Genomic DNA, 20,856 nt, shown 5'->3' on the forward strand with positions numbered 1-20,856 from the left:
GTACATCAAGAAATCTCTTTGATCTCACCCGATGAGGAAATCAAATAAGCCTTATTAGGCTTGTCTTTGCGGATTCGGGTTAATTCATTACGGTAGTTCTGTAACTGTTCGCGATATTGTTCGTACTTTTCACCACCCATCTCTGGAATGGTCAGCTTGTAATCCAAGATGGCGATGTGGTCATCAAATTCCACCAATCTATCCATGCGGTAGCTCTTGCCTTCTTTACTAGCAATATCAAGTTCGTTCCATGCGGCAATCCACTGACCTGAGGTGAGATAAGGCTTTAGTTCTATCGCTGCTAATACTCTAGTAACACGCTCCGTCACTCTCTTGGCATGATCTTGATCCACCCCCAACCAATTCATTACCTCTTGCTCGGTTGGCATAGGCGGCTTGATGGGGCTACTTGAGTCTGGAGTTAAGAACTCTAGCAATTTATGAAAGTTGGTTCCCTCTTCCAAAATTTCAGGGTCGGGCTGCTCCTGCGCTTGCTCTGTGGATTTTTCTGCAAGATCTTTTGCAAACTCACCACTCTCAATCTGAGAGATTAGCTCTTGGTATTCCTTTTGAGCATGCGCCCACTCAATCGCAAAGTGATCCATCTGAAATGGCATGCTACCGAGCTGCTCTTGAGCATCGCTTGCTTGCGCCGCCACTTCTGGAAGATTGAGAGTATCCATATCTAGAGTTGCTATCCCAGCCGCCAAGGCTCTGCCATACCAAGAACGCTCTTTAATGCCCGTTTTGGAATTAGATGCAACGCCACTGATCCATAAGCCCTGCTTGGCCCTAGTCATCGCTACGTATAGCAAGTTCCAGTTTTCATTTTGACTGACCTCAGCCTCTTTTTGAAAGATTGCGCTACGCTCACCCGTCAAGGTCTTGGCGGTATACAACGATAAGTGGCTTGGGCTGGTTTTTTCTGGAGACCAATCTAACAGCACGCCACGGTGTGGCGCTTTCCACTCCGTATTATTCGCATCGAGCATGAAGACGAACGGCGCCTCTAAACCTTTTGCTCCATGGATCGTCATCAATCGTACGCGTCGATGCTGATCTTCTTCAGACATTTCACTATCAACATCAGCTTCGGCAATATTGTCATCGACATCCATTTCCGCCTCTAGCTCAACATCACCCTCATCCGGCGTCTCATCATCGTCGCCACGACGCATTGCGTTAATCTCATCAATAAAGCGACTTAAGCTGGGGTAACGACCGCCATCTTGATTCAATGCAAGCTCCAAGAAAGCATCCAGATTGGCCAACACCTGCGCACGCGCTAAGTTTTGGGCAGAAACTGCATATTTAATACGCAAATCACTCTCGTGATAAATCAGATCCAATAAGTCATGAACCGGCAATACCTCGCCTAGACTGCGCCAGCGCTCTAGATAACGAGCCGCTTTCTGAATTAGAGGGCTTTGACTCAATTGCAATGCATCCCACCAACTGGAAAGCCCATCACTAACACTCTTGGCAAGTTCTTGCATCTGCCCTTCAGAAAAACTAAATATAGGGCTACGTAATACTTGCGCTAAAGGCAAATCATGCCTTGGTGAAACCAAGACCGTTAGCAGGGCAATCAAATCATCAATCTCAAGGGTGTTGAGCAAACCACCTAAGCGAGAGCTGTCATAAGCCAGGCCCGCTTCACGCAGTGCTTTTTCATATTGGGGTAAAAATTCGCGCCGCTTTACTAATAAAATAAAATCACTGCCCCTTGCAGGACGCCAAATGGGTTTGCCATCTTTTTTATCCATCACTTGACGTGTGGCTAATAAATGATGAATCAAACGACTGAGCAGTTTGCCCTCTTCATAGCGCTGCTGCACAGGCGTGGTTTGTCCCGCATCTTCAATTGGGCCATCCAGAGCAGTTCCAACGCGTGTTGCGACTATCGGCTCTTCTCGCGGAATCAAAGGCAATAAGTAGGCCTCACCTTTGACGGCATAATCTTGCTCTGGAAGCCTTTCTAGCAAGGGTTTCCAGGCCGTTGTCTGCTCTGCGTAGCGATAGCTTTCAGGCAATGATCCAGCTAGAAAAATCTGATTCACTGCATCATTAATTCTTGGCGCATTACGTCGAGTCTCGTTTTGATACAGAGGGGTTGCCCCTAGTTTTTCAACTAAGAAATCTCGCGCGCTATCAAATAACCTAGGATCAGCACGACGGAAACGATAGATCGATTGCTTAGGATCGCCAACGATAAACACACTTGGCATTGATCCATCGTCACCGTATCCCGCAAGCCATGAGCGCAATATCTGCCACTGCAATGGATTGGTATCCTGAAATTCATCAATGAGAATATGTTTGTACTTGGCATCTAACCTAGCTTGTAAATATGCAGCGTTATCCGTGCTTGCCATCAATTGACTTACACCAATCTCTAAATCATCAAAATCACGCACCCGCATGGCTTCTTTGCTTCTTTCCATGTGAGTGAGCATGGCCTCGCTCATAGCAAACCAAGCATCGTTTAATTGATGGATTAAATGCTCGCTCTGCCACGTAAATAGGGCTTCGTAGGCCTTTAGCCAATCAGTGCGAATGGCAGTAATTTCAGTGGGATCTAGGCCAGTTTTCTCATGATAAGCACGCATTGGCGCACTCATCTCTGCAATATCTTTTAAAGGGGTGCGCTTTTGAGTAAAGAAATAAGTTTCCCATTGATTAGCGATTTCCATTACGGAACCACCTGCCTCATGATGCGCGATGACATCCAAAATAAATGGGGCTTTGTCTTTTTGGGTTTTTGTGCCATTACTAAAGCACTTGTACATGACTTCTAAATTAGCTTTTGTTTGTGGCTGATTCCAAAAATCTTCTAGAGGATTTACAGAACCTAAAGTTGGAAGAAGTTTGTCAAGGCAATTAATCGGTTTAACACCTTGAGCATTGCAGGTATCTTGAAAAAATGTCCATGCACCTCTTTGCTTGAAGAGGCTGTAATTGCCCATCAAGAATTTTTGAGTCTCAAATGCACCAAACTCTTCCAATAAGACGTCATAGTGTTTTTGTAATTCCGCTGGCAAGTTACCCCACCAATCTGACATGCACTCTTCTTGCAAGCGCTTCGCATCTTCTCGCAAACGAAAGCCTGGCTGAACCTCGGCCGATACTGGGGCAGCGTCTAAGAGTCGCCCAAACCAACCATGAAAGGTATCAATGACTACAGGTTGCGGGCTTGCCAAAATCTTGAGGTAAAGCGCCCTGGCTTTTGGCAGCAAATCCTTCACTTGCTCTGGGGCTACGCCTCTTTGTTCCAACTGATCGGCTAGAGTCTTGTCATCAGCACCTGAGAACTCTTCTAGTAACTGATATAGACGATCACGCATTTCTTGAGCAGCCTTGCGAGTAAATGTGAGCGCTAGGATTTCTTGTGGCTTAGCACCCGCCAAAAGCAAGCGAATCATGCGTGAGACTAATAGCCATGTTTTGCCGCTACCAGCGCAGGCAGAAACAATCACTGATTTGCTAGGGTCGCAGGCAATCGCGTTATCAAACTTCTCGCTCACCACATCCCCTTTCTGCAAATACCACGAGCATCACAGTATTGGCATACGCTATCTGGCGCAAATGCTTGCATGGGTTTACGCGCCCACAATTCATTTAAGTCTTGAACAATCTGCTCAGAAAATTGCTGCATCAGCTCAGGCATATCTTCAACTGGATAAGCCCGCACCTGTTTCTCTTCATCCTCGCTGATTTTGGCTTTCAAGCTGATCCACTCAGCCTGCTCCACAGTTCGCCCAGGAAGGTGTGCTGCGTTCGGATCTTCATTTGCTCCGCGCGCATAAATCAACAACTGCGGATCATCCAGCGCATTTTGGGCGCGACTGGAAATCTTCTTCATGTCTTGATTTTTATAGTCAATGACGGCGGCAAGTGACTCGTCCGATTGATGAATATCGAATCGGTCAGCACGCCCAGCAATCCGAATTTCTCGCTCGACACCATTGGGGTCCTGCAGAGTGATAGCAAAACCAACTGTTAATTCAGCATCGTGGTAACGCCACCCTTCGTTTTCTCGCTTGATTTGCCAGTCAATAAAACTGGGGATTTGTTTTTGCCAATCGCGCAGTGTGCCCAGCACCCTTGCATCACCAGCAATTAATCTTTCAAATTCTTTTTCTGAAAATTGCATGAGATGCTCAATCATCCACTGGCGTCTTGCATCATCTCCATCATGAATTGGTGAGTGTGATTTTTTCTCTTCAGTTTTGAGTGCCTGGAAAAAGTTTTTAAGTAGTGCATGCAGTGTTTGCCCCGCTAATGAGGCATCAAAGCCCTCTTCAAACTCTTTTGCCTTGCGTAATCCCAATAAGCTACTGACATAGTAGCGATAAGGACAATCACGTAAAGCCTTATAAGCACTTGGTGTAATGGTGGTAGGTATGGCCAAGTCTGGGTCTGGCTTACTGATTGCCATCTGAATGGGTTGGGACTGGCCTTCATATGGCTTTAGGTTTGGTTCGGATACTTTCAATGCATTTGCCTTGAGTGCCACTTGCAATCGCGCAATCCATGCGGAAGGCCTTAAGGGTTCACCACTTTTACTTTTGCTTTGCCACAGTAAGTCTACGTTTGAACAAGCAACCAAAAGCTGGGAAAGGTCTCTTGCTTGCTGGATATATTGCGCGGTAATCGTTGAGGACTTAAGATAACGATTGAGTGCGTCAGAGAAAAATAATGGCGGCTGTGAAAACGAAGGCAACTGTTGCTCATCACACCCCACCATCACTACCGCATCAAATTCACGCAGCCTTGTTGAGCTCAGCGGCAAGATACTCAATGTCGCTTGCGAATCTTTACCTGCTTCTTCGTATGAAGCTTCTTCAATCACGGTTTTGAGAAGACTCAACCACTCAGGCAAACGCATCTTCAACTCGCCATAGGGCCCTGAGCCAAGATCAAAGCGTTTTAAGGCTTCCAATAATTGCTTGCCAGCAGCATCTTTTTCCAATCGACCAGCCATGCCTGTCACTTCAAGCTGGGCCTGTAGCTTCAGATAAGCATCTGCACAGGTAATTAAAGGGGTCTGCCACTGCCCATGCAATCCATTTACAAATCGAATTAAGTCGATAAGCTGTTGATTTGGTGAGCCACCATGACTTGCGGTATAGCTATTGGCTTTTTCAATAGCAGCCATAAAAGTTTCCCAGCCAGATTTCGCCTGACTGGCAACCAAAATGTCTTCCAACTGCGCCAGCAATCCAATACAAGCTTCAGGGGTCTTCTGAAGACAATGCGCAAGATCTAAATATGGGTTTTGTAAAAACTCAAGCAAGATAGCAGCGCTAGGCCCTTCTTTGGGCGAACGCATCAACTCTAAAAGACTATCTAATGCTGCAGCGGCTCGAGTAGTCGACAGCTTCCATCCTGTTTCATCACGAATCCGTAATGAGTTACCGAGACGACTCAACAACGCTCTAGCGCGACGCGCAACTAAACGATCTTGGGCTACTAATGCAATATTTTTCTTTCCCGCAATCAAATGAGACTCAACAGATTTTGTTGCAGCCCACGCTAATTCTTCAAAACGCTTCGCAGAAATTAAGCGCCAGCCCTCCTTCACGCTTGAGTCAACGTTGCGTTGAATCTGTTGCTCTTGATCTGCATCTGACTGGACAATCTCCCCTTTCTCATCTTGTCCAGACAGGGCCTCGGACCACAAGGCAACCTGCGTCCAATCAAGCGAGACACGCACTACTGGCGCCGATTGGGAATATTTAGCCAGGTAAGGATCGATGACCTCTTGATCAATCGGTTTTGGGTCCGCAGTTTGAACCCATACGAATGGGCGCACACTATTGTTACTGTTTACTGCGATCTCTTTTGCACATTGCAAGTGCAGTGCCATTGCGAGATGCTTACGAATGACTGGGTCACCAGCGTTAGTGAGATAACGCCAAAATGCAAGTAAGACCGCCGCCTCTTCATCAACAACATTTTTAGATAAACCAACATAGGCTTTGGCGATTGCTTGATCTAAAACTTGCTCAACCTTCTTTAGCCATGCTTGCGTGTCTAATGAATGTGTCTGCAGCAAGTCATTGAACTCCTCTTGTAGTTGAGGAACTACCAATTCTGATAAAGCATCACATGCTTGAATTACGGCTTGCGCGAGACCCCATGCTCCAGCCTCACTCTCAGCCTTGAACCAAGCTTGTAATGTTTTGTGTTTGCGCAAATTGACGAACACCGATAACCAACGCTCTAAGTCTGTTTGCTTCTTGGGAAACTTCCACGCTCCTGGCGCTGCCTCTAACCAATCGGTAAAGCTAATAACTTTAGGCAAGAATGCAATTTGCGGATCCAAGTTATCGGGTCGATACTTTTCTAGTGCAGCTCTAATCCCAATTAATGGGCCTGCAGTGCTCAGCACTACTAGGGGGCGTGTTTTAGTTTGCAGTGCACAATCCCAAATTCCTCTAGCCAACTGCTCAAGCGCACTCGCATCAGGCGCGATTGACCAAGCCTGTACTTGCTTTTGGTTTGAAAGTCTTGGAAATGGGTGTGACATGAAACGGGGTTTAGGGTTCGATTTAGGGTTCTACGGGACGGCTGATTTTGACTTTTGAGCAGAATGTTTCGCTTATTGCTAATATAAGCGTTGTAGCGCTATAACTAAACACATAAACAAATACGCCCAAATAAGGAATTTTCATGAGTGCCGGCATTAAATATGTAACTGACGCCTCTTTCGAACAAGACGTCCTCAAGTCCGATAAACCTGTTCTGCTCGACTTCTGGGCTGAATGGTGCGGTCCTTGCAAAATGATTGGCCCTATTCTGGAAGAGCTTTCCGGTGAATACGGCGACAAATTGCAAATCGCCAAAATGAACGTTGATGAGAACCAAGGCGTGCCTGCCCAGTTCAATATCCGTGGCATTCCGACCTTGATCCTATTCAAAAATGGCACTGTTGCTGCTCAAAAAGTAGGCGCCTTGGCCAAATCGCAGTTGACTGCATTTATCGATAGTCATCTATAAATAGTCCCACACCACAGGTTCAGGAGCTGAGCCTGTGGTTTTAGTGTAGTATTTCATTAATAGCAGTTCGGTGCCTTTTACAAATCGCACAGCTTCCCCAAAAATTTTCCCCCATCTGTTTTTGATCATTCGTTCTTAATTCCCCTTTTAGCAAAACCACAATTCTGTTTTTCTACATCTGTGTGACATCGATCGGCACAGTCTCATCCCAAAATCCATTTATTTAATTCCCTTTTTTAATACCCGAGAACCACATGCAATTAACTGAACTCAAAGGCCTCCACGTATCCGCTTTGCTTGAAATGGCTGCTGCACTGGAAATTGAAAATACACAACGGATGCGCAAACAAGAATTGATGTTTGCCATTCTGAAAAAACGCGCTAAAGCTGGTGAAACTGTTTACGGTGATGGCACCTTAGAAGTCTTGCCAGATGGTTTTGGTTTCTTGCGTTCTCCAGAAGCCTCTTACATGGCCTCACCTGACGATATTTATATTTCTCCAGCGCAGATTCGTCGCTTTAACTTACACACCGGCGACAGCGTTGAAGGCGAAGTGAGAACACCAAAAGACGGTGAGCGTTACTTTGCATTGGTAAAAGTCGACAAGATCAACGGTTTGGCTCCTGAAGCCCTCAAGAACCGCATCATGTTCGAGAACTTAACACCACTCCACCCTAACCGCATTATTGGTTTAGAGCGTGATATCAAGGCAGAAGAAAACTTGACTGGCCGCATTATCGATATGATTTCTCCAATCGGTTACGGTCAACGCGGCCTAATTGTGGCTTCACCAAAGTCTGGCAAGACTGTGATGATGCAGCACATTGCACATGCGATTTCGGCGAATAATCCCGATGCTATTTTGATTGTCTTGCTCGTTGATGAGCGTCCTGAAGAAGTTACTGAAATGCAGCGCTCGGTGCGCGGCGAAGTGGTTGCCTCTACCTTTGATGAACCGGCAGTACGTCACGTGCAGGTTGCCGAGATGGTGATTGAAAAAGCCAAGCGTTTAGTAGAAATGGGCAAAGATGTCATCATCTTGCTTGACTCAATTACTCGTCTTGCACGCGCATACAACACCGTTGTTCCTTCTTCTGGAAAAGTATTGTCTGGTGGTGTAGATGCAAACGCATTGCAACGACCAAAGCGTTTCTTCGGTGCTGCTCGTAATATTGAAGAAGGTGGCTCTTTAACCATCATCGCAACTGCCCTGATTGAAACTGGTAGCCGCATGGATGACCTTATCTATGAGGAGTTCAAGGGCACTGGCAATATGGAAGTTCACCTTGAGCGTCGTTTGGCTGAGCGTCGTGTTTACCCATCGATCAACCTCAACAAGTCTGGTACCCGCCGCGAGGAATTACTGGTTAAACCAGAAAACCTCCAGAAGATCTGGGTATTGCGCAAATTGCTCGCCGATATGGACGATATCGAGGCCATGAACTTCATTGTGGATAAGCTCAAATCCACCAAAAACAATGGTGAGTTCTTCGACCTGATGCGTCGCGGAGGCTAATTTAGACCCCCTCTAGGGTGGTTTTAAGGCAAAAAGGGGCTTTTTAGCCCCTTTTTACTAGGCTAAACAGCGCTTTCTTATTGATTTCATGGCATAATTTCGCTTTTGCAGCACCTTAACCGCTTTTAACTTGGGAAAGTATTTAAGTTAATCAACTTAAACGGCTACCCGCTGATAGGACCTCACATGAAACCTGGCATTCACCCCGAATATCGCGAAATCGTCTTTTTGGACGTTTCCAACAACTTCAGCTTCAAGACTCGCTCCACAATGGCTACTAAAGAGACCATCAAGTGGGAAGATGGCAAAGAATATCCATTAGCCAAGATCGAGACTTCTTCTGAATCACACCCTTTCTACACTGGCACCCAAAAAATCATGGATACCGCTGGTCGTGTTGAGAAATTCCGTCAGAAATTTGGTAGCAAAGCTGTTGCTAAATCTTCCGGTGATGGCGCTGCTAAAACTGCAGAGAAAAAAGCTGCCGCTGCAGAAGCAAAAGCTGCTGAGAAGTCATCTAAGAAGAAGGCTTAATACACCTCCTTATCGCAGGGTATGGCAATGCCCTTCTCTGCGAGATAATCAAGGCAGCGTTTGCTGCCTTTTTTATTTCTGAGTTGCTTGCTTTAAAGATTGTTTTACCCCAAGAGAGTTCATGGTCAAACTAACCGCTGCCGCTACGAGATCGATTCCGCGCATTATTATTTTTGCGCTGACTTTGGTTTATGGTTTTGCTGGCCTCTTTTTTCGCGATCCCTGGAAAAATGAAGACGCGATTGGCTTTGGCGGTATGTGGACCTTGTTTCGTGGCAACTCCATCGATTGGATTGTTCCGCATCTGGCTGGTCGCGATGTCTCCCTAGGCGCACCACTGCCTTACTGGATGGGCGCCACTCTCATCAAATTATTTAGTCAATTTATTGGTGCTGCTAATGCAGCACGTTTGTATTCTGCGATTTGCTTTTTTGCAGCCGCTCTCGCAATTTGGTACGCCACCTACTTACTTGGTCGTCGTCGTGAAGTGCAACCGATGGCTCTAGCAGTTGGCGGTCAACCCGATATGAAAAGCTACGGTATGACTCTAGCTGATGGCGCATTACTGATCTTCTTGGCTTGCGTTGGTCTTGCACAGCGCGCTCACGAAACTACGCCGATGATGGCGCAATTAATGGGTATCAGTATCGTGCTGTACGGCACCGTACGCGGTCTTGATAAACCATGGCAAGGTGGTTTATGGACTGGCTTAGGCATTGCAATTGTGGCGCTCTCGAGCAATCTCACCCTAAGCCTGATTATTGTGACATCGACCATCATTGCCGTGATTGCCAGCAATGCTAAATTGCGTTTTCGTTGGACGCTGACTAGCACTCTATTGGGCCTGATTGGTTTTGCACTTTGGCCGATCATTTGGTATCTCGCAGATCTTCCTACTGAGTGGCGACATATTGCGCAAGAAGGTTGGCGCAATGCCCCAGAAATGCGCGCACGACCTTCCGTTGAATCTTTAGGCTTCTTAAGCGTGAACTTCTGGGCGTATGCCTGGCCCGTATGGCCACTCGCAGCCATCTCCCTAGCGCACTGGGGTCGTACCAAAGCAGCAGGTGCTTGGCGTGCTCCGCATCTTTGCATTCCACTCAGTTTATTTATTGGTAGCTTGATTTACGTTTTGTTTCGTCTTGAAGCGAACGAACATGATTTGATGATCATGATTCCGAGTCTCTCGATCATTGCGGCATTTAGCTTGCCGATTCTGAAACGTAGCGTTATTAGCTTCATTGACTGGTTCGCATTATTTAGCTTTACTTTAATTGCATTAGCCATTTGGATTATTTGGCTAGCCAAAGTCACGGGTTTCCCAGAATCTACTGCCGCCAATATCACACGCTTACTTCCAGGCTTTGAAGGTCAATTTAATTGGCTCGCATTCATCGTTGCCTTAGCGATTACTGGTGTTTGGCTCTCAGTAGTGCGCTGGAGAACCTCACGCGCACCAAAAGAAATCTGGCGTTGCCTGATTATTTCTGCATCGGGCACTACTTTGATGTGGGTTTTATTGATGACGTTATGGTTACCAACCATCAATTACGCTAAAACCTATCGCCTGGTTTCTGCTCGCTTGGCGCAAGTGGTGCCTCTAGGTGGCGGCTGTATTGATACCAGCAATATTGGCCCTGCACAGCTGGCTTCTTTTGATTACTTCACCAAGCTGACCTTGCGTGATGACCCTAATTGCCCATGGATGCTGACCCATAATCAATCTGGGGCTCAAGCTTACGCTCAACTTAATAATAAAAAACTCCATTTACTATGGGAAGACCGTCGCGCTGCAGACCGTGATGAGCGCTTACGCCTTTACGAAGTTATTCCGGAGTAATCGGTGCTGCACTTTAATGCATCGCGTCTTCGCGAGGACATTCCTGCCTTATTAAAACTGGCTGGCCCGCTACTCATTGGTCAGCTAGCCGTCATTGCTTTTGGTGTTTTAGATACCGCAATGACCGCGCGCTACTCCGCTGATGACTTAGCGGCATTAGCAATGGCATCAGCAATTTTTATCAGCATCTATGTTGGCTTAACAGGCGTGGTCTCTGCTCTTGCGCCAATTGCTGGTCAATTGTTTGGCGCTAAACGCCATAAAGATATTGGCGAAGAAGTGCGTCAAGCGACTTGGCTTGCTCTTGGTTTAACGATCTTGGGCTGCTTTATTTTGCTCAATGCAGATCATCTATTGGCAATTTCTAGAGTAGCGCCTGACATTGAAGCAAAAGCCAAGTTATACCTCAACATTCTGGCAATTGGTTTGCCTGCCAGCATGGGCATGCGCGTCCTAATGGCTCTTCACAATGCGGTATCTCGTCCTGGCGTCATCACCGTTGTGCAATTGATTGGTCTAGCCCTCAAGCTGCCACTTAATCTTCTCTTTATTTATGGTGGCCTGGGCATTGAAGGCATGGGCGGACCTGGTTGCGCAGTAGCAACCGTCATCATCAATTGGTCCTGGTTATTGATGACTTTAGGCTTTGTTATATTCGATCGCTTCTACCGCCCTTTTCATATCTTTGCGCGCTTTAGCATGCCTGATTGGCATCGTATTTGGACTTTACTAAAGTTAGGAACTCCAATTGGATTTAGTTATTTGATTGAAGTGACTTCATTTACTTTCATGTCGCTGTTTATTGCTCGCTTGGGTACAACAGCTTTAGCTGGTCATCAGATCGTTGCTAATATGGGAACCGTTATTTATATGGTGCCACTCTCCCTATCAATTGCCACCATGACTTTAGTATCGCAATCGATTGGCGCCAATCGACCAGAGCGCGCTGAAGAAATTGGCTGGTCTTCTGTATTCTTCACTACTAGCACCTGCATCTTGATTGGGGTTGCAGTTTGGTTTTTCCGTATGCAGCTACTGGACTTGTACGATCCACCAGAGGCAGTGAAAGTTTTTTCGATACCACTCTTTTTATTTATTGCCTTTTATCAAGTCTTCGATGCACTACAAGTGACCGCGGCATTTATTCTGCGCGCTTATCGCATCGCATTTTGGCCAATGGTGATTTATGCAGGCTCACTGTGGGGCGTTGGTCTTGGTGGCGGCTACCTTATGGGCTTCAATGTTTTGGGATTCACACCAGAGTTTTTGCAAGGCGCAAATGGGTTTTGGGCTGGCAATAGTATCAGCCTAGGTTTAGCTGCTTGTTTACTGCTATACCTATTTAGAAAAACGGCGGAGCGCTATGAAAAAACGCATCCGCCTGTTGAGGTCTGAGTTAATACGAGCTTACTAGCGATATCCTGGGCCTGATACAGGAGCTGGGTAGCTAGGCACTTGATTACCCTTTGAATACATACACTGTTGATAAGCAATGTTGTACTGTGTCTGCGCTTGATTTTGCTTGCCAGCCGAATTCATGGCGCCCATAGCAGCGCCACCTAATAGGCCAACACCTGCACCAGTGCCAATATTTTGACTGCTACCACCCTGAATCACTGCGCCTGCAGCAGCGCCAAGAGCAGCGCCAATTGCGGCACTCGTTGCACCCTCTTTTAAAGCAGCATTACTAGTATCTTTTACGGCATTTGCTGCAAACTCGCGGCAGACTTGATCTTCCTGCTGGAATACTTCAAACGGTTTTCCTTCGCGCGGCATGATGGCAATTGTTGGCCCTGTTGGTGCAGATACACATGCACTTAATACGCTTGTGGCAACGGCAGCTAATACAGCTACGCGAGTTAATCTTGTCATATACAAATCCTGAATTATTAAAACGTATTGAAATTAATACTGTGGGCGACCATGCGGAGCACTACTTGTTGGCGGTGTAGCCGCCTGAGTCTGCCATCCACTTGGGCACTCTTGTGCATATGGATAATATTTACCGCTTGCGGCGCAGTAATACCAAACCGCAGGTTGTGGTTGCGCAGCCAGAACTACAGGTTGTGGCGGTGGCGTGTAAGTTACTACGGGCGGAGGCGCATAAACGACTGGGGGAGCATAGTAACCAGCATAAGGACAGTAATAGCCGCCAGCGTAGCCCCAATTGCCGCGCCAACCTGGACCCCAACCATGGCCCCAGCCCGGACCATAGGCTACTGGACGCCAACCACCGTAACCGCCGCCAACTGATACATTCCAAGCGACGTTACCAGCCTGAGCCTGCACTGATGAGCATACTAAGACTGAAGCCAAAATAAGGCCTAAGATGCTGAATTTATTGACTTGTTTCATGGTTGACCCCTTCTATCTTTGGTCTTGATGCAGCCTACTTCTCGATTCTAGTTTTTACTAGCCTTACTATCAATAACGCCCGATAAATATTTAAGCTGACAGGAAATTCACTTATTTCTGATGGTGAATGCTCTAACTTATTACTCCAACTTATTAATCCAACTTCGCGCCTGATTGCTGTACTATCCTGCTCCATTTGGCGGATTCTTGAGCAATCAATTTAGACAGGTCTTTAGCACTACTTGGGGAAGGATCCAGCCCTCCCGCTAGCAAGCGTTTTTTCACTTCTGGGTCATTTAGCGCGCGATAGGTGAGTTCATTTAATCGCTTCTGAATAGAGGGCGGTAAATTTGCAGGCGCCATCAATGAGAACCAAGAGACTGCCTCAAATCCAGGAAGACCTTGCTCTGCAAAAGTAGGAATCTCTGGTGCAGCATGCGAGCGCTTTAAGGTAGTCACCCCTAATGCCTGCACCTCACCTGCCTTGATCAAGGGTAGCGAGGAAGATAGATTGTCAAACAACATGGAAATACGACCACTAACCAAATCAGGCAAAGATTGCGCACGGCCTTTGTAAGGAATGTGGCGAATTTGAATGCCTGCCATTTCTTTTAAGAGCTCGCCTGACATATGCAATGAGGTTCCAACCCCAGAAGATCCGAATGTCAGTTGATTCGGTTTGGCTTTTGCCAACTCGATCAGCTCATGTAAATTATTAACGCCCAGTTTTTTATTGACCACTAATACATTTGGTGTGCTTGCTAGAAAACTAATAGGCGTGAAATCTTTAACGGGGTCAAATGACATCTTTTCATAGAGCGCACCATTAATCGCATGAATACCCACAGTACCAATTAATAATGTGTAGCCATCAGGTTCACTCTTGGCGACGATTTCTGCGCCAATATTACCGCCATAGCCCGGACGATTCTCAACCAATACAGGGACACCCAGGCTTTGTTGCATACTCTCTGCCAACACACGCGCCAAGATATCGGGTGCACCACCTGGAGTAAAACTGACCACAATTCGAATAGCTTGTTTTGGCCAAATAGTATTTTTAGATGACTGAGCCCAAGACGTATTTGCTCCCAATAACACCGTGAGGCAAATCAATAGGCATTTAAAAAATGGGGGTTTAGCTACTTTAGCCAATATAGAAAATTGCATCCTTGCAAACCCAGGATTAGCCTAGGTGAACTAAATTAAAAATTGAATCGAGAGCGTAACCAGAGCCAACCTTCATACTTGCTTGGGTCATCCGCACATGCGCCGATGCCACACTCAAGAAGCGTTGAAATCAAATTTCCGAATACAAGCAAAATAAAAGCAATGATTAAGGCATTTGCAAACCAAGAGCGTGAGCGCACATCACGATTAGGTAGCATCAGTAAAACTGCGAATCCCGCCAACAAACTTAGGTAGCCTAAAAAAGCCCAAGTATAAAAATGAAGCTCTAAAAATGTTTTACCAAAACCTTTGTCGCCAGGCAGAATGTGAAGAAGCACTTGGCGCAGGGAAACCGTCATCCCTACTAGACCGCCAATGATGCCCCAACCATAATGTGCAGAGTGAGCACCGCAGCGAATATTGAGAACTAATGCAAATCCAATAATGACAAAGCCAATGCGCTGCATTAAGCATAGCGGGCAAGGCAGTTCACCAAAATATAATTGATCAAAAAAGGCATAAGACAGTATGCCGACAACTGCCAACAAAGCTAGTTGATTACCAAGTGCCGCTAATGAGGGAAAGGAATGTTTACTCATGCATACTTACAAGCTGATATTGAGATGACTATTCGCATGAAAGCGGAACCACACCATCAATATGGCGACTGTCACTGCAAGAACAGTTAGGCCCGCAAGACGCTTCTCAAACCAAACTAGGACGAGACCAATAAATGCTGTCAGAAAAGGCAGAAACATATACATGAGGGAATTCTAGCGCAGGACAGTTTGAGGTCGGGTAAATCACTAAAACAAGACCTAAAAAGTGGTCTTTCAAAAGAGTCATTGTTTAGAATAACTTCATGAATAACAGCCTCAACACTAGCGCCACACCTCCTTGCCTCAATCTACAGTTAGATGGGGCTATCGCTCGAATTACCTTCAATAATCCGAATGCCCGTAACGCCATGACTTGGCCTATGTATGAGGAACTCAAAACTATCTGCGACTCCCTAGCAACAAACCCATCAATTCGGGTGGCAATTTTTAGGGGCGCTGGTGATAAGGCATTTGTATCGGGTAGCGATATTCAGCAATTTGTTGATTTGAAAAAAGATGAAGCTTATGAAGTGGCTGTAGACAACATCTTCAGTTCATTGCAGCAACTACCCATGCCAACCATAGCGCTTATCGAAGGTTTAGCAGTTGGCAGCGGACTACTAATTGCTACTGCTTGTGATTTTCGAATCTCCACCCCAGAGGCACGCTTTGGAATTCCGGTGGCGCGCACTTTAGGAAACTGTTTATCTCCTAGCAATCTCTCATGGATTAGCGCGCACTTAGGTGTGCCCATGGTCAAGAAAATGCTTCTCACTAGTGAATTGATTAAAGCCCCAGAATTACTCGCATCTGGCTATCTCTATCAAACAGTGGAAGCGGAAGAAATTACTCAAGCGGCTGATGCCCTCGCTAATAAGTTGGCTGCTCTAGCGCCCATCACACAAAAGGCGAGCAAGCTGACCTTAACGCGGCTATTGCAAAACAATCTTCCAGAATGCACTGCCCTCATGCGTGAGACCTATAACAGCCAGGACTTTAAAGAAGGTGTTAATGCTTTCTTAGAAGGCCGCCCACCGAAGTGGGCTGGTAAGTAATCTTTAGCTTTATTTCTAAGTTTTAGCTCTTCGCTTGATTTAAGAACTGCACAACCGTAGTTACGAATAAATCAGGCACTTCAACGTGCGGAACATGGCCCACATTATCAATTGGCACCAGCTTCGCATTTGGAATCACTGCCTGAGCTTTTTTACCTAACTCAGGGAAGTTACCCAATGACCTCACAGCCTCTGGTGGAGCAAAGCGTCTGCCAAAAACTGTGCGATCTTTTTGACCAATCACCAGCAATACTGGCATTTTGAGCTCTGGCAAATCATTGACCACCGGCTTCTCGGCAATCATTTGGTAAGTTAATACCGAGGTCATCGCATAGGCAGGATAGTCAGGGCCCTTCTGTACGCGAACATAGACTTCTACAAACTTTTCATAAGCAGGTTGCCAATCAGGGAAATAGCTTTGCAAGAAACGACGATAGCTTGTCTCAGTTTGCGCCATTTCGAGCTTCAATAAATTATCGTTCTGTTGTGGTGGTATATCCTTGCTGTAATCCTCTAGACCTAATGGATTTTCAAGGACCAGTTTTTGCACTGTTTTCGGATACAAGCGTGCAAATCGAATGCCAACCATACCGCCCATTGAATTTGCAATCACGGATACTTGATTTATACCCAAGGACTTAAGCAAAGCTTTGGTATTGGCTGCCAAATCATCAAAGTGATATGACACATTGGGCTTCGAGGATTTACCGAACCCAATTTGATCGGGAGCAATGACGCGATAACCTGCTTGCGTCAAGCCTGCAATCGTTGGCGCCCAGTAATCACTTGAAAAATTCTTGCCATGAAATAGCAACACCACGCCCTTTTGCTTACCCCTAGCGGCAACATCCATATACACCATGCTTGCGGGCACTCCTTGCAAGCTTGTCTTAAATTCTTTAGTTGGGTATGGATATGGCCAGGCGCTCAAACGCAAATCGAGAGAGGTAGCATTGGTATAAAGAGATGCCGGGGCTGGGGCAGCTGTAGCTGTATTTGATGGTGGATTATTAGAACAAGAGGCTAATAATACAATCAATACTGAAACTGCAAATAAGGTGGCAACTGCAGAAAGTACGCGAATCGTTTTCATATTCTTCTAAATAAATTACACAATTTTGGTTTTGAGGTTTTTTAATCCCTCAACGCTACCTTCCAAAACATCACCCTTCTTCACTGGCCCAACCCCTGCTGGTGTTCCTGAAAAAATCAGATCGCCAGGTTCAAGTGTGAATAAAGTTGAAAGATAAGCAATCGTGTCGGGCACATTCCAAATCAATTGATTTAAATCACCAGACTGACGTACTTCGCCATTCACCAATAACTTAACGGCACCTTTACTTGGATGGCCACATTGAGTCACTGGCGTGATCTCGCCACAAGGGGCAGACTGATCAAAGGCTTTACCGGTATCCCAAGGACGCCCCATCTTCTTTGCTTCACCCTGTAGATCTCGTCTTGTCATATCAAGACCTACACCGTAGCCATATACATGATCTAGAGCTTTATCGGCAGAAATATTAGAGCCACCTTTACCAATTGCCACCACCATCTCGATCTCATGATGAACATCGTTTGATAAATTTGGGTAAGCCATATCTTTACCATCAGTCACAATAGAGTTGGCGGGCTTCATAAAAAAGAATGGTGGCTCGCGATCTGGATCATGACCCATCTCTCTTGCGTGATCTGCATAGTTACGGCCTACGCAATATATTCTGTTTACCGCAAAGCGACGGGAATCGCCTGTAACAGGCAAAGAAATTTGTACTGGCGGATCAATTACAAATGCTGAACTCATAAAAACCTTTCTTAATATTGTTTTGCTTTTTTCTTTAATTTTTGTCTTTTATTTCTTCTGTCTTGTAGCAGTATGACGCAATTTCAGCATCAAGATGCTCAAGGCCAATGCAAACGTCATAGCATTAGCCAGAATCAATGGCCACTTCTCAATAATCAAGCCATACACCAGCCACAAGCCTACCCCTGCAGTAAATAAGGAATACATCCCTAGCGATATTCCAGATAGATCTCGGGTTCTCCATGACCAAATGGCCTGAGGCAGAAATGCAATGGTAGTTAAGAATGCAGCGCAATAACCAATGATGTCAATTTGATGGGGTTCAAGGCTCATATTTTGATTGTAATTAGAGATGGCTGGCTAGGTAAATTCATAAATGTGCTGCATTAGGCCTATTTTTGGAGATAATTAGAGCTGCAGTTCAACTATTACTAAAAACATATGAGACAACAACTAATTCGCTGGTTTGGCGTAGCCTCATGCGCCTTAATCTTTTCCCTGCCCGTAGTCGCCCAGAACGATTCGGCTGTTAAAAATTATCCGGATAAGCCAATACGACTAGTCATACCCTTTCCTCCAGGGGGCGCCACAGACGTTATCGGTCGAATCATGGCGCAAGAGCTTTCCAAATCGATTGGGCAACAAGTAGTTCCAGACAATCGCTCGGGAGATAGCGGCAATATTGGTGCCGATATGGTTGCTAAGTCTGCGCCCGATGGATATACCTTATTAATGGGCGCCCTTACCTCGCACTCTATTAACAGTAATTTAGATAAAGACAAAATCAAGTACAACTTAGAGAAAGATTTCACACCCGTTGCGATTGTGGGTGTCGTGCCTCTTGTGTTTGTTGTAAATCCTTCGGTTCCAGTGAAGAACATGAAGGAATTCATTGCCTATGCCAAAGCCAATCCAGGCAAACTCACCTTTGCCTCTTCGGGCGCAGGTGCACCCCAACGTCTCGCAATGGAAATGTTCAGATATCAACTGGGCTTAGATTTATTACACGTTCCATATAAAGGTAGCGGCCCTGCAATGACAGACCTTGTTGGCGGTCAAGTCTTATCCATGTCAGAAACTGTGCCAGCTGCATTGCAGTTTATTCAAGCAGGTCAGCTAAGAGCGCTAGCAGTCACTACTAACAAGCGTATTAGTCAATTACCTGATGTACCGACTATTACCGAAGCCACCGGTCTGCCCAACTTTGATGTGGTCAGTATGTTTGGTATTGAAGCCCCTGCGGGGACCCCAAAAGCCATCATTTATAAACTCAGTACCGAGATCAAATCCATCCTGCAACGTCCAGATGTGCAAGAGCGCATGCTTGCCGCTGGCGTCTACGTAAATTACTTATCTCCAGCAGAATCTAGCAAACGTATTACACGTGAGCTCAATATGTGGGCCAAAGTAATTAAAGATGCCAATATCAAAGCAGATTAAATATTAATTAATTTATTGGTAAGGGTGGATGCAATAAGGGGCCTATTGAGGCCCCTTATTTTTTATGCTGAAATGAATTCTGATGAAGTTCGTTTTTACTCGGCTTCAATTTTTGCTTGCTGAGCTACCTGCTCCCACTTCTTCTTTTCAGCTGCAATGAATAGTTTGGTATTTGCTGGTGTATCACCTACCGCCCAACCGCCAAGATCTTTCCAGCGCTGCCTGATTTCAGGGGTTTCAAGCGATTTTTTTACAGCCGCATAAAGCTTATCAATAATTGGTTTTGGCGTTCCCGCTGGAACAAATAGACCAAACCAAGCTGTTACGTCAAAGTTAGGGTAACCCGACTGAATCATTGTTGGCACATCTGGCAACTCTGCAACACGATTCTTGCTAGTGACCGCTAAAGCACGTAACTTCCCAGATTTAATGTACTGCATTGAACTGGGTAGGTTATCGACCATCATGCTCGTTTGTCCGGCTAATAAATCAGCCAAGGCCGGACCAGCGCCCTTATATGGCACATGAATAATATCGATACCCGCTTGAGTCTTAAATAACTCTCCAGACATATGAATTGACTGGCCTCGACCAGAAGATGCAAATGAATACTTACCAGGATTTGCTTTTGCCAAAGCCACCAGCTCAGCAACAGTCTTAGCGGGAACTTCAGGGTTTACAACCAATACATTTGGATTAGCAATCACAATAGTGACTGGCTCCATATCTTCCATTTTGTATGGGAGGTTTTTATAAAGACTGTAGTTGATAGCGTTTGGGCCAATATTGCCCATCGCCATGGTGTATCCATCTGCTGGGGCTGCCAACAATGCCTGAATACCGATAATGCCAGCGCCACCTGCCTTATTCTCCACAATCACAGGCTGACCCAACTCTTTGCCCAAAATATCCGATAAAGCACGAGAAGCAATATCGGTGGTTCCGCCAGGCGCTGCAGTCACAATAATTTTGACTGGCTTGTTTGGGAATGGCTGGGCGATCGCTGATGTAAGCGCAAATGCGGATGCAAATATGACTGCACCTAAGGTCGCGCACTTTTTACGCCAAAACATATATTGATTCATCTTGTCTCCGTCTTTTTTATATTGATGAATTAATTGAGTGCTTAAAAATGTTTACTTCTTATTTATTCCCGCTTTGCGAGCCTCAATCTCTTTATTGATTGCGGCAATGGTTTTGGCATCTGGTGACTTCCAGTTTCCACCGGAGTTATTAACCATGTAAACCAGCGCATCAGAAAAACCTTCAACACTTAAATTGGGATTACCTCCCTTGGGCGGCATACCACGCACTCCAAAATATGCATGAGCTGTCAGAGTTACTTGCCCTTCGGCAATAAGTGGTGCCCACTTTGCCTTGTCGCCAAACTTTGGCGCATTCAATACGCCTGCCCCATGGCAATTTGCACACACTTGCTTATAGGTATTTTCGCCAGACTGAGCATTTGCCAATCCAGATATAAAAAGCAAGGCAAATATCGTCGTAATAAGCTGTAAAGGATGCTGACATTTCATGATGTATT

19 protein-coding genes are annotated in these 20,856 nt (G+C 45.8%); 7 read left to right on the forward strand and 12 right to left on the reverse strand.

The genetic code is table 11. The features are described from left to right. Positions 1-5: 5 nt before the first annotated feature. Both NHB35_RS07035 and NHB35_RS07040 read right to left on the reverse strand, forming a co-directional pair. On the reverse strand, positions 6-3,524 hold the full coding sequence (locus NHB35_RS07035) for a UvrD-helicase domain-containing protein (protein ID WP_353431667.1): 3,519 nt from the start codon (positions 3,522-3,524) through the stop codon (positions 6-8). Beyond that, positions 3,521-6,532, reverse strand: a complete 3,012-nt coding sequence (locus NHB35_RS07040; RefSeq protein WP_353431668.1) for a PD-(D/E)XK nuclease family protein — start codon at positions 6,530-6,532, stop codon at positions 3,521-3,523. The genes NHB35_RS07035 and NHB35_RS07040 overlap by 4 nt, the downstream gene beginning before the upstream one ends. 143 nt (positions 6,533-6,675) lie before the next feature. Between NHB35_RS07040 and trxA the strand changes: the two genes are divergently transcribed. The 5 genes from trxA to NHB35_RS07065 all read left to right on the forward strand — a co-directional run bounded on the left by trxA (position 6,676) and on the right by NHB35_RS07065 (position 12,288). Beyond that, positions 6,676-7,002 (forward strand): thioredoxin TrxA, encoded by a 327-nt coding sequence (trxA, locus tag NHB35_RS07045; protein ID WP_068948270.1) that lies wholly within the window; start codon positions 6,676-6,678, stop codon positions 7,000-7,002. Positions 7,003-7,256: 254 nt separating this feature from the next. Then, a complete protein-coding gene (gene rho / locus NHB35_RS07050; protein WP_353431669.1) occupies positions 7,257-8,519 on the forward strand; it encodes a transcription termination factor Rho in 1,263 nt (420 codons plus the stop codon). A gap of 186 nt (positions 8,520-8,705) precedes the next feature. Further along, positions 8,706-9,053: a type B 50S ribosomal protein L31 gene (locus NHB35_RS07055; RefSeq protein ID WP_353431670.1), complete on the forward strand. Its 348-nt coding sequence runs from the start codon at positions 8,706-8,708 to the stop codon at positions 9,051-9,053. Between the two features lie 121 nt (positions 9,054-9,174). Then, the gene (locus NHB35_RS07060; protein ID WP_353431671.1) at positions 9,175-10,893 is read left to right on the forward strand and encodes a hypothetical protein; all 1,719 of its coding nucleotides are present in this window, start codon (positions 9,175-9,177) and stop codon (positions 10,891-10,893) included. 3 nt (positions 10,894-10,896) lie between these two features. Next, positions 10,897-12,288 (forward strand): MATE family efflux transporter, encoded by a 1,392-nt coding sequence (locus tag NHB35_RS07065; protein WP_353431672.1) that lies wholly within the window; start codon positions 10,897-10,899, stop codon positions 12,286-12,288. Between the two features lie 15 nt (positions 12,289-12,303). Here the strand turns inward: NHB35_RS07065 and NHB35_RS07070 are convergent, their stop codons facing one another. From NHB35_RS07070 to NHB35_RS07090, 5 genes are all read right to left on the reverse strand, one after another. Then, on the reverse strand, positions 12,304-12,765 hold the full coding sequence (locus NHB35_RS07070) for a glycine zipper family protein (protein WP_353431673.1): 462 nt from the start codon (positions 12,763-12,765) through the stop codon (positions 12,304-12,306). 33 nt (positions 12,766-12,798) lie between these two features. Beyond that, positions 12,799-13,248 carry a hypothetical protein gene (locus tag NHB35_RS07075; protein ID WP_353431674.1) on the reverse strand — a complete coding sequence of 150 codons (450 nt, stop codon included), beginning with the start codon at positions 13,246-13,248 and terminating at the stop codon, positions 12,799-12,801. A 153-nt stretch (positions 13,249-13,401) separates the two neighbouring features. Beyond that, complete coding sequence (locus tag NHB35_RS07080; protein ID WP_353431675.1) at positions 13,402-14,418, reverse strand: tripartite tricarboxylate transporter substrate binding protein; 1,017 nt, start codon at positions 14,416-14,418, stop codon at positions 13,402-13,404. Positions 14,419-14,453: 35 nt separating this feature from the next. Then, on the reverse strand, positions 14,454-15,017 hold the full coding sequence (locus NHB35_RS07085; protein ID WP_353431676.1) for a disulfide bond formation protein B: 564 nt from the start codon (positions 15,015-15,017) through the stop codon (positions 14,454-14,456). A gap of 6 nt (positions 15,018-15,023) precedes the next feature. Continuing rightward, on the reverse strand, positions 15,024-15,182 hold the full coding sequence (locus NHB35_RS07090; RefSeq protein WP_353431677.1) for a DUF5993 family protein: 159 nt from the start codon (positions 15,180-15,182) through the stop codon (positions 15,024-15,026). A gap of 98 nt (positions 15,183-15,280) precedes the next feature. Here NHB35_RS07090 and NHB35_RS07095 point away from each other — a divergent pair, with 98 nt between their 5' ends. Next, positions 15,281-16,072 carry an enoyl-CoA hydratase/isomerase family protein gene (locus tag NHB35_RS07095; RefSeq protein ID WP_353431678.1) on the forward strand — a complete coding sequence of 264 codons (792 nt, stop codon included), beginning with the start codon at positions 15,281-15,283 and terminating at the stop codon, positions 16,070-16,072. 22 nt (positions 16,073-16,094) lie between these two features. Here the strand turns inward: NHB35_RS07095 and NHB35_RS07100 are convergent, their stop codons facing one another. The 3 genes from NHB35_RS07100 to NHB35_RS07110 are packed head-to-tail and all read right to left on the reverse strand — an operon-like array spanning position 16,095 to position 18,206. Continuing rightward, a complete protein-coding gene (locus NHB35_RS07100; protein WP_353431679.1) occupies positions 16,095-17,165 on the reverse strand; it encodes an alpha/beta hydrolase in 1,071 nt (356 codons plus the stop codon). A gap of 15 nt (positions 17,166-17,180) precedes the next feature. Further along, positions 17,181-17,873, reverse strand: coding sequence for a fumarylacetoacetate hydrolase family protein (locus tag NHB35_RS07105; protein WP_353431680.1), 693 nt, complete (start codon positions 17,871-17,873; stop codon positions 17,181-17,183). Positions 17,874-17,921: 48 nt separating this feature from the next. After that, entirely contained in the window at positions 17,922-18,206 is a 285-nt protein-coding gene (locus NHB35_RS07110) for a SemiSWEET transporter (RefSeq protein ID WP_353431681.1), read from the reverse strand. 108 nt (positions 18,207-18,314) lie between these two features. Here NHB35_RS07110 and NHB35_RS07115 point away from each other — a divergent pair, with 108 nt between their 5' ends. Continuing rightward, positions 18,315-19,313, forward strand: coding sequence for a tripartite tricarboxylate transporter substrate binding protein (locus NHB35_RS07115; protein WP_353431682.1), 999 nt, complete (start codon positions 18,315-18,317; stop codon positions 19,311-19,313). Between the two features lie 95 nt (positions 19,314-19,408). Here NHB35_RS07115 and NHB35_RS07120 read toward each other — a convergent pair whose 3' ends face one another. Then, positions 19,409-20,398 (reverse strand): tripartite tricarboxylate transporter substrate binding protein, encoded by a 990-nt coding sequence (locus NHB35_RS07120; RefSeq protein ID WP_353431683.1) that lies wholly within the window; start codon positions 20,396-20,398, stop codon positions 19,409-19,411. A gap of 51 nt (positions 20,399-20,449) precedes the next feature. After that, positions 20,450-20,848: a c-type cytochrome gene (locus tag NHB35_RS07125; protein WP_353431684.1), complete on the reverse strand. Its 399-nt coding sequence runs from the start codon at positions 20,846-20,848 to the stop codon at positions 20,450-20,452. Positions 20,849-20,856: the final 8 nt, after the last annotated feature.

This window comes from Polynucleobacter sp. MWH-UH23A (assembly GCF_040409805.1).
Lineage (GTDB): Bacteria > Pseudomonadota > Gammaproteobacteria > Burkholderiales > Burkholderiaceae > Polynucleobacter.

Excerpts from the sequence above, each read along its gene's own strand:
- NHB35_RS07110 (WP_353431681.1), bottom strand. The coding sequence starts at position 18,206 with ATGAGCCTTGAACCCCATCAAATTGACATCATTGGTTATTGCGCTGCA.
- NHB35_RS07055 (WP_353431670.1), top strand. The coding sequence starts at position 8,706 with ATGAAACCTGGCATTCACCCCGAATATCGCGAAATCGTCTTTTTGGAC.
- NHB35_RS07090 (WP_353431677.1), bottom strand. The coding sequence starts at position 15,182 with ATGTATATGTTTCTGCCTTTTCTGACAGCATTTATTGGTCTCGTCCTA.
- NHB35_RS07100 (WP_353431679.1), bottom strand. The coding sequence starts at position 17,165 with ATGAAAACGATTCGCGTACTTTCTGCAGTTGCCACCTTATTTGCAGTT.
- trxA (WP_068948270.1), top strand. The coding sequence starts at position 6,676 with ATGAGTGCCGGCATTAAATATGTAACTGACGCCTCTTTCGAACAAGAC.
- NHB35_RS07075 (WP_353431674.1), bottom strand. The coding sequence starts at position 13,248 with ATGAAACAAGTCAATAAATTCAGCATCTTAGGCCTTATTTTGGCTTCA.
- NHB35_RS07105 (WP_353431680.1), bottom strand. The coding sequence starts at position 17,873 with ATGAGTTCAGCATTTGTAATTGATCCGCCAGTACAAATTTCTTTGCCT.
- NHB35_RS07085 (WP_353431676.1), bottom strand. The coding sequence starts at position 15,017 with ATGAGTAAACATTCCTTTCCCTCATTAGCGGCACTTGGTAATCAACTA.
- rho (WP_353431669.1), top strand. The coding sequence starts at position 7,257 with ATGCAATTAACTGAACTCAAAGGCCTCCACGTATCCGCTTTGCTTGAA.
- NHB35_RS07125 (WP_353431684.1), bottom strand. The coding sequence starts at position 20,848 with ATGAAATGTCAGCATCCTTTACAGCTTATTACGACGATATTTGCCTTG.
- NHB35_RS07040 (WP_353431668.1), bottom strand. The coding sequence starts at position 6,532 with ATGTCACACCCATTTCCAAGACTTTCAAACCAAAAGCAAGTACAGGCT.
- NHB35_RS07080 (WP_353431675.1), bottom strand. The coding sequence starts at position 14,418 with ATGCAATTTTCTATATTGGCTAAAGTAGCTAAACCCCCATTTTTTAAA.
- NHB35_RS07095 (WP_353431678.1), top strand. The coding sequence starts at position 15,281 with ATGAATAACAGCCTCAACACTAGCGCCACACCTCCTTGCCTCAATCTA.
- NHB35_RS07115 (WP_353431682.1), top strand. The coding sequence starts at position 18,315 with ATGAGACAACAACTAATTCGCTGGTTTGGCGTAGCCTCATGCGCCTTA.
- NHB35_RS07120 (WP_353431683.1), bottom strand. The coding sequence starts at position 20,398 with ATGAATCAATATATGTTTTGGCGTAAAAAGTGCGCGACCTTAGGTGCA.
- NHB35_RS07070 (WP_353431673.1), bottom strand. The coding sequence starts at position 12,765 with ATGACAAGATTAACTCGCGTAGCTGTATTAGCTGCCGTTGCCACAAGC.
- NHB35_RS07060 (WP_353431671.1), top strand. The coding sequence starts at position 9,175 with ATGGTCAAACTAACCGCTGCCGCTACGAGATCGATTCCGCGCATTATT.